Below are 12184 nucleotides of genomic sequence, written 5' to 3' on the forward strand. Positions count from 1 at the left end.
TTTTACGTCTTACTTATGCCGACCTTATCTAATATGAATCCTGTTAATTCTTTTCCAGCCCTCAGGTCGTAATTGATAATAGAACTGACCTTCCCTTCCTTGATCAATGTGGACAATATCCCCAGTGCTAATAAACCTGCCAACATAATCGTTTGGAATCCGATCTGGAACATTAAATTTCTTAAAAACTTGATTTAAACAATCTTCGCGAGAATGACCTTCTATAATAACTCTGTAAACCTGCTTAAACCCCTTTTTTTGTTTAAACTCGGCTGTCTGAAAAATGGTTACATCGAAGCTTTTCCTTCGAGATCGAGTCCACTCTTTTAGCATTTTTCCACCTTCCATATCAGGTAATTGTTTACCCTAATAGTTATAGATTGACTCTGTCGAATCCTTTAGCTAAATACTTCTAATATTGTCGAGTATTCGCTAGTTTTTCACACATTTAGGTTCAATTTTATTTTTTCTGTGCATAAAATGTTAAAAAAGGCTATTGGAGTGATGTTTGTTGAGGGGATCTCTGAACAAATCTCTAATTGCTTCCGTTATATTAGGTTTAATCATTTCATCCCTATCCTACTTTTTTCAACCTCTTTTCCCTTTTAAATCCATTGCCCATCGTGGCGCATCTGCCTATGCCCCAGAAAATACAATGGCAGCCTTTGAGAAAGCCGTTGATCTAGGGTTTGACTATATAGAGTTAGACGTGAGGATGAGCAAAGACCATCAACTTGTCGTTATTCATGATGGAGATGTAAAGCGTACAACAAATGGTGAGGGCTTTGTTAATGAAATGACGGTAGAAGAATTAAAACAACTAGATGCTGGCTCGTGGTTTGACGAAGCATACGAAGGGGAAAAAATCCCATTACTATACGAAGTATTGGAGCAATTTGGAGAAAAAATTGGCTTATTAATTGAAATGAAATCACCTGAAACCGAGAATATGATGACTGAATCACTGTCTATTTTATTATCCTCTTTTATAAAAGATGGTTTAAATCCAAGAGCTATTAAAGTGCAATCCTTTCATGTTAATGAAATAAAAAAATTTCATGAGCTTAGTCCTAACATAGAAGCAGGTATATTATTAAGTAAGCCACTAGATATGTTCCACCTAGCTTCATACCGCAGTTTCGCCTCTTTCGTTGCTGTCCACCATCCACTTTTATCCAAATCATTTATTAGTCAAGCAAAGCTATTAGATTATGAGGTCTATTCCTGGACGATTAAGCACCAATACCAATTTTCAATCATGCAAAGGCTCAAGGTTCATGGGATTATCTCCAATGAAGAGAAAAAAACAGCTTCTAACCAATCATTAGCCATCAACTTTTTCAAAAGGGGACAGGAGCTTATAAAAAGATCTTTTATGTAGATTTTTTTAGTATTATTTGAAATGAAAAGACTGCAGGAAAACTCGAGAATTAAAGGGTTTTCCTGCAGTCTTTTAGAATCACGAATAACGGTCAATAACGGATTGAATTTTTTGCTTCATTGTTGGAATGTCAGATGACGTTACCGTTAAGCGGACATTGGTCTCATCCATTTCTAATGCTTCTGCCAAGAATCCACCCAGTCCTCGTGCTCGTCTATCTACTTGCATCACAATGTCCATTTCAGTACTTGATGTCGGGAAGAATACAACCTCTAATTCGTCTAAACGGCCTCTATAAGCACCTGATACAGGTACAAATTCAAACTCTTGAATAAATGGCAATCTTCTGCGTAAACGATACGGCGCTTGCTCACACTCAGCTTCCCTAAGTTTGAACCCTAACGAACTAATGCTCTCGAAAACAGCTTCCATTAAAGGATTTGGAATGACCTTTAAATAGTCTTTGTCTGATGGATCAATGGCATTTTTAATATCTAAACCCGTTGCTACCCACACTCTTGTACGTCCAATTGAAAGTGGAGTATCACTCGGTAATCTGAAAGAGAATGGAATCTCCTTCTTCTCGTTGGGCTGTACGGTAAAACGATCCGTCAAACGGAATTTATCTACAACACCTGTTTCCGTATATTTCTTATCATTTGATTCCTTAATATAAGTAGTATGAATAGATAAGTAAATTTCATCTACTTGTTGCTCAATGTTTCCACCTTTAATTTCTACAATTCCACTTACTTCTTCACCAGGTACTAATGTGTCTTTTTCTAACTTCGTATCTACTGTTGCAGCTCCAATTCCAACACTTGCGAACACCTTGTTAAAGAATGACATCTTGTTTCCTCCTGTTATTAAAAAAATAGTCCTAACTAATAATCTTATTAAAATCTTTCCTAATTTCAGTTGCCGAAGCATATGGAATATCTGATAACAATAAACGTTTAATACATTTTTTACTTAGTTCAGATATCTCTAGCTCCTCCTCCCAGGACTTCTCCTTCGCTTTTTCGGAAGCCTCGTATTGGGAATATAGTAAAAATAATAAAAAATGTCCTAGTGAATAATAATCCGTTGTTATAGAAACCTCTTTTAAGCCATTTTTATCGCTTTGTGGATTATGTTCATCCAAAGGACGTGCAAGTCCGAAATCTATTAATTTAATTGTTTCATCCATAAACATAACGTTCGGAATTCTTATGTCACGATGAACAATTTCTACCTCGTGTAAAGACTCCATTAAACTAAGCAACTGTAAACCTAGTTTAAATGCTTCTATCTCGGTATAGGTTTTTCCTTCTTCAAAAATTAATTGTTCAAAAGTTTTTCCCTTAATGTATTCCATCGTGAAGTATGGAACACCTTCATATTCTCCTTTTTCATAAAAACGGGGGAAGTGAGGATGGTCTAAGTTTTTTAGCAGTTCCATTTCTCGAAAAAAACTTTTTCTACCTGAATTTCGTATGCGTTTATGAAATCTTAATATCTTCAGGACTTTCATTAATTTTGATGTCTGATCAAAAACCAAATAACTACAACCGTAGCTGCCCATTCCCAAAAATTCTTTCACTTCATATCGTCCATCAATCACATGCCCGACTTCATGTTTTCTTTCGAAAATATTTGAAACCGCCAAAACAATCCCTTTTAGCAACATATTTTACATTTTCCTCTATACATTTAAATGGAAGGATTTATTAGTTTAAGCAGAATTAACTAAAACTACTAAAACTAGAAAAAAAGCTACTCTTCCGTTTTCTTTTATAATAGCTATGCCCATGGTGACTATGCTTACGGTGTTTTCGATGCTTCCATGCATCACTGGAACTATATTTCTTGTGTAAAGACTCTTTCAAAATTGTTTTTAAAATTTTCTTTAACATCCAACCCTTCCCCCTTATGTGAGTAAGTTTTATTATGAAGTTTCATCTAATGTATACGAATATTTTATATAAAAGTTTCGTAGTTAAGGAGGTATTTATGAAATTTTCTTTTTCCAATATTATTCAATCTTTTTTAAAGATTTTAAAAAACCCTCCCGAAGAATCAATAAAAGAAAAAATGGTTATGTCTAACCGTGATCTATTACGTTTCCAGGAAATATTACAAGCAGATAAAGACCAAATCCACCAGCCATTTGTAACTACTTCAAGTGAGGAAAGAAAGATCATTAGGACCATTCGAGAACAGGTCTTCATCCATAATGAAAACAATGTAACTCGGACATCCGCCTACTTAAAGTATTTTCTTAGAAATCCAAACGTTCACTGGGCATTTCTTGCACATATGGTATCAAGGAACGGTGGGTATTACATGACAGATTTAAAAAGTTCCTTCTTTAAAGATATTATCCCTTCCCATGAACAGAAACGATACTTTCTTTTTTTAGAACGATGTAATGCTTATATCTTTCAAGATGCATTTCCCCAACTACTACTCTATGAATATTGTGTAAAAGTTAATAAGCCCATGTTTCATCTTCTAAAAGGCTTTAACGTCTCGTCCTTTATGATTCCTTTGTGGGAGAGCTTTTTTAACAATAAGAACAGTGAAGCCATTACCATTGGGATGATTATTAACGAGCAAAAAATGCTAGGAGAGCGAGTCCTAAAGATTCTTTACCAATCCCACTCAGTTTTAGATGAACTGCCTTATAAACTGCAAGAAACACTAGGTCTTACAACTGTCCTCTTTCCTTATAGATCCAAACAAAGCGAGCGCTATAAGCTATATGGTCAAGAGGTTAAAAATTTCTCAGACGTTGATGAACGGATAACGATAGGGAAAAAATTATATCAAATCTTGTTTTCCAAATATGTATTTGAATCTAGCTTTCAGTTTGCTAATCACAACGTGCATACTGGCTCGAGAAAAGACTACTGGGGTTGGTTATTTACAAATGATGAACATAGTAAGGAAGAAAAAATATATAGTCCGCCCCTATTTCATGCTTGGTCAAATGTAGAGCATTCCTTCCGTCAAAAGCAAGACTGGTTTGGTCAAGATAATCTAGATGTGATTAAAAAACTGCATACCCTGCCTGAAGTTAAAGATTATGATTTAACAACGAAGATAGCCGGTCAGTATACAGTGCTTCAAGCTTTCGATCACATAAATGAGAGCTTATTAAATTGATATGAAAAAAACAAATGACGAGCGAAAACCAGCTCGTCATTTGCATATCTATTATTCATCTTCCACTTCTTCATCAATAATGCATTTTTCTAATAAATATTCAAAAGTGATGTCAGCAAGCTCCTCTACTTCACCTTCGGAAGGGACATAGCCCCTTTTTAATAATTCTTGAAAGAAAAACTCTGCTATCTCATCTGTATCAATAAATACTTCGATTTCCCTCACAGCATCGCCCCCTTTTTTCAAAATGTATGATGCTACCGGCATTTTCATTCTTTTTTGTGAAAATTAGAAGAAAATAAAGTGTTTATTAAAGTTGTAAATATTGTCATCTTTTTTTGGGACAAGCATAGAAATGAATTATAAATCGTTTGTTGGGGGAAAGAAAAATGACAGCATTTTCTAAAACTGTGGAAGAAATAATCGAAGATCTAAATGATGATAATAGTTCTATACAATCCCTTTTTGATAGGTTTACAAAAGTGCTATTTAAAGGTGTGTTATTTCTTGGAATCCCATTAATTACATATATGCTATTTCAACTTTTTACTTTTTAGTGCTTTTTGTATGACCATCATTATTAACGATTATCTTTAATTTTCGAAGAACGACCTTCATGATTTGTTTATATTCTTCATCTTTAAACATCTCGTATAAGACGCGATAGTCATTATATATATCTAGCAAACCATCAATTAGCTGGCTTACCTCTTTTTTCTCATTTAATATTGACTTTTCCGCTTGGCGATAGGAGTGCATGGATTTTGGCTCCTGAATCTCGAGCGGTTTTTGTTTTTTATTTACTAAATAAAGAAGACCTAATTTTTGTATGAATGTGTCAGCGCTTTCTGCATCGGCAATCAGAGCTAACTCTTCTTCACCCGCTTCTAACCATTCACCATCGCTAATTCTTGATAGCTCATAGATCACATCTTCCCAAGCATCCTCTTTATAGCGCCAAATCTCCGTTCGAAATCCAACTACTTTAAATAAATCTGATCCATAACCTTTCACTTGAACAAGATCGCCAATAAAGTATTTAAACTCGATGTCAATTTGCTCCTTTTCAGTCGTGTTCCCATCATATTCAGATAACTTTTTCAGGCTCGATTCCATGTATAATCCTTCACTTTTATTAATCTCATATACATACATTCCGTCCAGCCATTTTACGTCTGTTATCTTCCCAACCGTACCATACATAGTGATCACGACTGTATCACCGACTTTGTACTTTGGCTTTTTCTTTTTATCCATATCCTCCATCCTCTCAATGATCGTCGTGAATTATTATGATTACGATAGTATATGCAGTTAGTAAAAATTCGTAACAAAGATGGGAAAAGGCTGGGCATATGGAATATCGCCCCACTTTATGCAAATACCATACGTAGTTATGGGGTAAAAAAATAATCGCCCTTTAAAAATAGGCGACTATTTTTTGTATCTTATTAGGTTTTCTACTGCTCAGATTGCAAATAAAGGTCCCATGCGTCATCAAACACTGCCATACTGTTTAAGTAATGGCCATTTAATTCTAGATAGGAACTAAGCTTATCGTAACTGCTAGTAGTCTTTGGAAAAGAATGATCTATATAAGCATGATTTGCAAAACGGCTAATTTCATCTTTAGGCTCTGGATGTCGATATTTCATTAAAAAATGGTAAAATGACTTGGCCATTCATACACCTCAATTCAAATAACACGTGAATTATCTCTCTTAGTATTTTATCATAACAAAACGATAAAAAATGTAAACAAAAATGGGCAATCCATATCATGGATTACCCGTTATTCTTATTGCCATCTTGCTGTTTTAGATAGTTCATAAATAGCAAAAATGATATTAAACATGAGGATAGCAATGGTGATAGGAACTGCGCTTAGCCAATTTTTCCCGTACTTTTCTTTAATAACTCCCACATAATATCCGCAAAAGAACAAAACAGCCATTGCTGCTGCCAGCATGATAAATAGTGCAAACTTCACCTTTTTCTCCCCCGATCAGATTAATTACCCTATACCCTATTATAAGAATAGTAATATAATAGTTTGTGAGAAAAAGGTGAAGAAATTGTGAAACTTTTCTAAGCAATTTTTATGAGGAAAAATCGAAATAATTTTTCTTAAGGAACCTTGGTATTTCCATTAATTCAGAAAAGGAAATGGTCTTTTCTATTTTATTCGTATCTACTAAAAGAAGTTGATCTTCTATCTCTTTTACGATGGATTCATTTTGGTAGATAATATTGCAGCTATCACAGAAGATCGTAGGTGTGTCCCTAATTTCTATTGCTCTTGAACCGTCCGGAAGTTCCCAGTAAACCTCATTTGTCCCAGTCTTAATATCATTGCTGTCACACCATTGACATTGGTTCTCCATTTTATCCCCCCTACTCAATTTCTTGTTTCACGTCCACTTGTTCGTATTTTTCTATGGTCGCCTTATACTTCTTTTCTTTTAATAGGTCACGCTTATCTCTTTTATCCTTAAGGCTGCTATGAGTCGGATCGGTTACATATTGTTCTCTACGGTTTAAGCGTTCTAACCCTTTTGGTACTAGGTTAAATTGTGTATCGTTTAGTAAACCGGCAATTCCTACCTTAGGCTTCTTGTCGTCTACATCATGATAGATCTCTTTAAAGTAGTCTTCAGCTCTTCCTGGAACGTATTCCTCTGGTTCTGGATAAGTGGTGATAACCCCCTCGAAATTTCGAAGAACAACTTTGTTGGCACTCTGTGAAATAAGGTAGTTTGGCTGTAACGCAATTTTTCCTCCGCCACCTGGAGCGTCGACTACGAACGTAGGGACAGCATAGCCTGAAGTATGGCCTCTTAATCCTTCAATAATCTCCAATCCTTTTGATACTGGTGCCCTAAAATGTCCAATTCCTTCAGATAAATCACATTGATAAATATAATACGGGCGAACGCGGATTTTTACGAGATCATGCATTAGCTTCTTCATAATGCTTACACTGTCATTAATTCCGGCTAATATCACCGATTGATTCCCGACAGGAACTCCTGCATTTGCTAACATTTCACAAGCTTTCTTTGATTCTTCTGTAATTTCAATGGACGTGTTGAAATGAGTGTTTAACCAAACTGGATGGTATTTTTTAAGAATGTTACACAGGTTCTCTGTTATTCGTTGTGGAAAGACCACAGGTGCACGGGTACCGATCCGGATGATTTCAACATGGTCAATTTCACGTAAATTCTTTAGGACATACTCTAAAATATGGTCATTTATTAAAAGTCCGTCTCCACCGGAAATTAGAACGTCCCTTACTTCAGGTGTGTTACGAATATAGTTGATAGCTTGATCGAGTTGCTTTTTCGGTACACCCATTCCGATTTGTCCAGAGAACCTTCTCCTTGTACAATATCTACAATACATCGAGCACTGGTTGGTTACTAAGAATAATACTCGGTCTGGGTATCGATGTGTTAATCCGGGAACAGGAGAGTCTTCATCCTCATGTAAAGGATCTTCTAGGTCATACTTTGTTTTATAAATTTCCTTCGAGATAGGAACAGACTGCATGCGAATTGGGCAGCGTGGGTCATCTGGATTCATGAGTGAAGCGTAATAAGGAGTTATATTTAAAGGGATGGTTTTAGTAGAGATTCTGACCCCTTCTTCTTCATCAGGAGTTAGGTTAATGACTTTTTTTAAGTCATCAAGATTTCTAATCGTATTGGTTAGTTGCCAAACCCAATCATTCCACTGCTCTTCCGTTACATCCTTCCAAAGTTCAATTTCTTTCCAATGGCGCTTAGGTTTATATAGAGTTTGTTTCATCTTCATTCCCCCTAGGATTCTTTACTATAGTATCTTGCAAGAACTATGCCAATTTGAACATTGCGTTAGGTTGGGATTACGTAAAAAAAGATGCCTATTATTCGGCATCTAAGTTCGTGTACTTTTGAATTTTATACTGTAAGGTTTGGCGAGGGATCTGTAGTTGTACAGCAGCTTTTTTAATGTTTCCGCCTGTCTGATCTAGCGTTCTTTCTATTAGCTGCTTCTCGTAAAGATATACTTTCTTTCGGAGAGAATAGGTCTCGTTACTCGGTTCATGATGAACTAGCATACTTTGCTCTTTTAACATAATTGGGAGATGCTCTACCGTAAGAATATCCTCCTCACTTATATTCATCATGTACTCCACAGCATGCTTCAACTCCCTTACGTTCCCTGGCCAAGGATAAGAAATGAACAACGATTTTACCTCATCGGTCACTCCTCTAACCCTTTTATTTAAGCTCATGTTAAAGCCGTTAATAAAATGTTCTAATAAGAAAATGATATCATCTTTCCTTTTTCTTAATGGAAGGAGTTCAAATGTAAGTACGTTTAGGCGATAAAACAAATCGGCTCTTAACTGTTCTGTTTTAAGCGCCTCTTTCGGATGAATGTTCATGGCTGCAATTACCCTTACATTCACCACAATATTCTTAGTTCCACCTACACGCCTTACCACTCCATCTTCAAGAACACGGAGAAGTTTCGCTTGCAGGTCGATTGGCATAGCATGAAGTTCATCTAAAAATAGGGTTCCACCATCTGCGAGTTCAAAAAGTCCAGGTCTCTCGATTGCTCCCGTATAGCTCCCTTTCGCTGTACCAAATAAAACACTTTCTAACAAGGTTTCAGGAATAGCAGCACAATTTTGTGCAATAAACGCCTTCTTCCCCCTCCTTGAAGCATGGTGGATTCCTTGAACAAATAACTCTTTGCCTGTGCCACTCTCACCAAATACAAGAATTGAAGAATGGGATTTAGCTAGTTTAAATGCTTCCTCCTTCATCTTTAAAAAGTCTTGATTGACGGATAATAAATCTTCCAGCGAATAGAGCACAGAACTCTTATTATAGGTTGTTTTGCTACGAGACTGCATGTCCTTCTGCAAATCAATAAGCTGCTCAGACAACCTTTTTATACTCGTATAATCCTTAGCAATTTCCATTGCACCGACAAGCTCATCATTTACAATAATGGGAATGGTGGTATTCATTGTTTCAATTTTCTTGCCATGTATATTTGTATAGGACTGCGCCTGATTCATAATCGTTGTTTTTGTTTTTAATACTTTTAATAGCGTACTAGTATCCTCATTTAAGGATGGGAACACATCTAACAAAGGCTTTCCAAGTACCTCTTCAACAGTTAATCCATCGTGTTTGGCTGCAACCTCATTATAAAAGATGGTGATTCCATCTGTATCAACCACGTGTATTCCTTCATCAATTTCTGTAAGAATGGCGGTTAATACTTCTTTTGAAATATCTGGTTTCCCAATCAAATTGAACACCTACCTATTCTATTCGATACACAATCCCAACCATTTCCTAGGAATTGTTTTTCACTAAATCCAGTTTAAGATATGTTCATCTGACAGGGGTGCCGAAAAATTGTCACACATAGAATATTTTTCGGCAGTTTGTTTAAAATGATTTCGATAAATCCTTTACCCATACATTCATATCTTCAAGTTTATCGTATATAAAACAATTATTCATTAAGCGCCCTCGATAGTGATAGTTTAGCTGATGCAGTACAGCGTTCATTCCAAAGGATAGGGCCCTAGCTAACGAATAAGAGCAAAATATCCCGTTGTCCACTAATTCCTCTTCTAATTTTTCAAGTAAAATTTTCATAAGTCCATGCTTCCGATGATCTGGTAAAGTAGCACAATCTGTTAACTCTGCATTTTTATAAAGCTGATTGACTTCGGCTGATGCTGCGCTAACACATTTATCTTCAAGAAAAAAAGCATAGTATATCGTACCTTCATCAATTGTTTTTCTTATATAAGTTGGGTCATGTAATGGGGTTGGATAAATTTCAAAAACCGCTCTATAGAGTGTAGCGAGATTTTCAGCATCCTTCTTTTCAATTTTTTTCAATGTGTATTCACTTGGAGGGATGATGCTACTTTTTGAAGGTTCTAACTGCTGAACATTTTTTACAATTCCATCTTCTGTAACCCAATGATCGCTTTTCTTTCTTTCATCCGTGTAATATTTACTAAAAAAATGCATGTTTGACCCTAGGAAATAGCCTTCAATCATCCCTTCACACTGAAACCCCTTTTCAACTAATCGTGGGAACTGTTCTTCCCTTCCTTTAAAGATTAGTTTCTCTGCATTCATTTCTCCAGCTAACTCTTCAGCTTTTATGATTGCATCAGATAAGTTCCCAGTAACATCGTCCACGCGTAGTCTTTTGTTATAAGGGTCTGTATACACGTTCATGGAAAAATTTTTAGTTACGATTGTTGCTATAGAGGCAGTAAGATTCATTTTATCCCCCTTTGAACGTTAATTTTGGTTCATTGAACTTTTGTGACTAACCTACTTTGTTTCACTGACTCCACACCACTTCATCATGGCTAAAGACAAAATCTCCGCACACTCGAATACTTTATCTACTTCAATATACTCATTGGCGTCATGAGCAACCTCTGTTACCCCTGGCCCAAACACCACAACAGGTGTATCGCCTACATTAGAGAGGATTCCCCCATCTGTACCCCATGGTGATGCTTCTATTTTAGGGGTTACACCTTTTATAGTTTGATAACTTTCTGAAATAGTGGTCATTAGCGGATGGTCACTTTCTAAATCTCCAGGTAACCATTTGGCGCCAAACCACTCTACCTTGGCAGGATGTTCCTTGAACCATGCGTTAGATTCGCCAAGTAATCTTAAACAATTCTCCATCTCTTTTTCTGCATCTTTTAGTGCTTCATTAGGTGCTACACCCATTCTCCCTTCAATTATACATAAATCTGGGACTGAGGATGGCCATTCTCCACTAGAAATTTTTCCAATATTAATAGGAATTGGGATCGGAATATGCTCGTATAAAGGATCGGTAATTTTTTCGTTTCTCATTTTCTCTAATTCTTGTAAAGCTTGAATCACTAACATGGACTTCTCAATGGCATTTACCCCTTCATATCTAGTTCCGCCATGAGCAGATTTTCCTTTCACCGTAATGCGGAACCACATGGACCCTTGTTGCTTTGGAAATAACTTCATGTTCGTTGGCTCAGGAATAATGGCCCCGTCAGCTTTATAACCTCTTAGGACGGTTGCTAATGTTCCTGCTCCACCACTCTCTTCTTCTATGACGCTTTGAAAAATAACATCTCCTTTCAGCTGAATTCCACTGGCAATTAGTGACTCGATAGCAAGTAGAAGAGAAGTAGAACCTCCCTTCATGTCGGTTGAACCCCGGCCATAAAGTTTTCCATCTTCTATATATCCGCTAAAAGGACTATTATTCCAATCCTCTTTATCACCTTCTGGAACCACATCAATGTGTCCATTTAAAATAAGGGATTTTCCACCACCTGTTCCTCTTAAGACTCCTACTACATTCGGATTTCCTGAAAAGTCTTTTCGATCTGAGCAAAAGGCTGGATGGTTATAAAGTTTTTCCTCTCCTATCTCCCACATATCCAATTCCAATCCCAGTTCCCTGCATTTTTCTATAATTATAGCCTGAGCTTTACTTTCATTTCCCCGAACGCTTCCTTCTTGAACAAGCTTTTGCAATAATCGGATCCCCTGATTCTTGTTTTCAGAAAACCATTTCTTCACTTTCATCATTTCTTGTTCCAAATTGCTTCAGCTCCCC

General features: G+C 36.4%; 14 protein-coding genes. 2 read left to right on the forward strand and 12 right to left on the reverse strand.

Annotated elements, in window-relative coordinates; all coding sequences use genetic code 11:
* Nucleotides 1-24 precede the first annotated feature (24 nt).
* On the reverse strand, nucleotides 25-333 hold the full coding sequence (locus tag ACFYKX_RS15870) for a YodL domain-containing protein (RefSeq protein ID WP_389362043.1): 309 nt from the start codon (nucleotides 331-333) through the stop codon (nucleotides 25-27).
* A 178-nt stretch (nucleotides 334-511) separates the two neighbouring features.
* On the opposite strand from ACFYKX_RS15870, the gene ACFYKX_RS15875 reads away from it, so the two are divergent.
* Entirely contained in the window at nucleotides 512-1381 is an 870-nt protein-coding gene (locus ACFYKX_RS15875; RefSeq protein ID WP_389362044.1) for a glycerophosphodiester phosphodiesterase, read from the forward strand.
* Nucleotides 1382-1459: 78 nt separating this feature from the next.
* On the opposite strand, the gene ACFYKX_RS15880 is transcribed toward ACFYKX_RS15875, so the two are convergent.
* On the reverse strand, nucleotides 1460-2230 hold the full coding sequence (locus tag ACFYKX_RS15880) for a sporulation protein (protein ID WP_389362045.1): 771 nt from the start codon (nucleotides 2228-2230) through the stop codon (nucleotides 1460-1462).
* Between the two features lie 31 nt (nucleotides 2231-2261).
* Nucleotides 2262-3050: a serine/threonine protein kinase gene (locus tag ACFYKX_RS15885; RefSeq protein WP_389362046.1), complete on the reverse strand. Its 789-nt coding sequence runs from the start codon at nucleotides 3048-3050 to the stop codon at nucleotides 2262-2264.
* Nucleotides 3051-3373: 323 nt separating this feature from the next.
* Here ACFYKX_RS15885 and ACFYKX_RS15890 point away from each other — a divergent pair, with 323 nt between their 5' ends.
* Nucleotides 3374-4528: a DUF2515 family protein gene (locus tag ACFYKX_RS15890; RefSeq protein WP_389362047.1), complete on the forward strand. Its 1155-nt coding sequence runs from the start codon at nucleotides 3374-3376 to the stop codon at nucleotides 4526-4528.
* A gap of 51 nt (nucleotides 4529-4579) precedes the next feature.
* Here ACFYKX_RS15890 and ACFYKX_RS15895 read toward each other — a convergent pair whose 3' ends face one another.
* From ACFYKX_RS15895 to ACFYKX_RS15935, 9 genes are all read right to left on the reverse strand, one after another.
* Nucleotides 4580-4753: a YozD family protein gene (locus ACFYKX_RS15895; RefSeq protein WP_389362048.1), complete on the reverse strand. Its 174-nt coding sequence runs from the start codon at nucleotides 4751-4753 to the stop codon at nucleotides 4580-4582.
* A gap of 321 nt (nucleotides 4754-5074) precedes the next feature.
* On the reverse strand, nucleotides 5075-5785 hold the full coding sequence (locus ACFYKX_RS15900; RefSeq protein ID WP_389362049.1) for a hypothetical protein: 711 nt from the start codon (nucleotides 5783-5785) through the stop codon (nucleotides 5075-5077).
* 203 nt (nucleotides 5786-5988) lie between these two features.
* Nucleotides 5989-6210 (reverse strand): YozE family protein, encoded by a 222-nt coding sequence (locus ACFYKX_RS15905; RefSeq protein WP_389362050.1) that lies wholly within the window; start codon nucleotides 6208-6210, stop codon nucleotides 5989-5991.
* 116 nt (nucleotides 6211-6326) lie between these two features.
* Nucleotides 6327-6518, reverse strand: a complete 192-nt coding sequence (locus ACFYKX_RS15910) for a hypothetical protein (protein WP_389362051.1) — start codon at nucleotides 6516-6518, stop codon at nucleotides 6327-6329.
* A gap of 109 nt (nucleotides 6519-6627) precedes the next feature.
* Nucleotides 6628-6912: a YokU family protein gene (locus tag ACFYKX_RS15915; RefSeq protein WP_389362052.1), complete on the reverse strand. Its 285-nt coding sequence runs from the start codon at nucleotides 6910-6912 to the stop codon at nucleotides 6628-6630.
* A 10-nt stretch (nucleotides 6913-6922) separates the two neighbouring features.
* Entirely contained in the window at nucleotides 6923-8338 is a 1416-nt protein-coding gene (gene kamA / locus ACFYKX_RS15920; RefSeq protein ID WP_389362053.1) for a lysine 2,3-aminomutase, read from the reverse strand.
* A gap of 97 nt (nucleotides 8339-8435) precedes the next feature.
* Nucleotides 8436-9842: a sigma-54 interaction domain-containing protein gene (locus ACFYKX_RS15925; RefSeq protein WP_389362054.1), complete on the reverse strand. Its 1407-nt coding sequence runs from the start codon at nucleotides 9840-9842 to the stop codon at nucleotides 8436-8438.
* 142 nt (nucleotides 9843-9984) lie between these two features.
* Nucleotides 9985-10842 (reverse strand): putative beta-lysine N-acetyltransferase, encoded by an 858-nt coding sequence (gene ablB, locus ACFYKX_RS15930; protein WP_389362055.1) that lies wholly within the window; start codon nucleotides 10840-10842, stop codon nucleotides 9985-9987.
* Between the two features lie 51 nt (nucleotides 10843-10893).
* Nucleotides 10894-12168 (reverse strand): peptidase, encoded by a 1275-nt coding sequence (locus ACFYKX_RS15935; RefSeq protein WP_389362056.1) that lies wholly within the window; start codon nucleotides 12166-12168, stop codon nucleotides 10894-10896.
* Nucleotides 12169-12184: the final 16 nt, after the last annotated feature.

This window comes from Cytobacillus spartinae (assembly GCF_042865285.1).
GTDB lineage: Bacteria > Bacillota > Bacilli > Bacillales > Cytobacillaceae > Robertmurraya_A > Robertmurraya_A spartinae.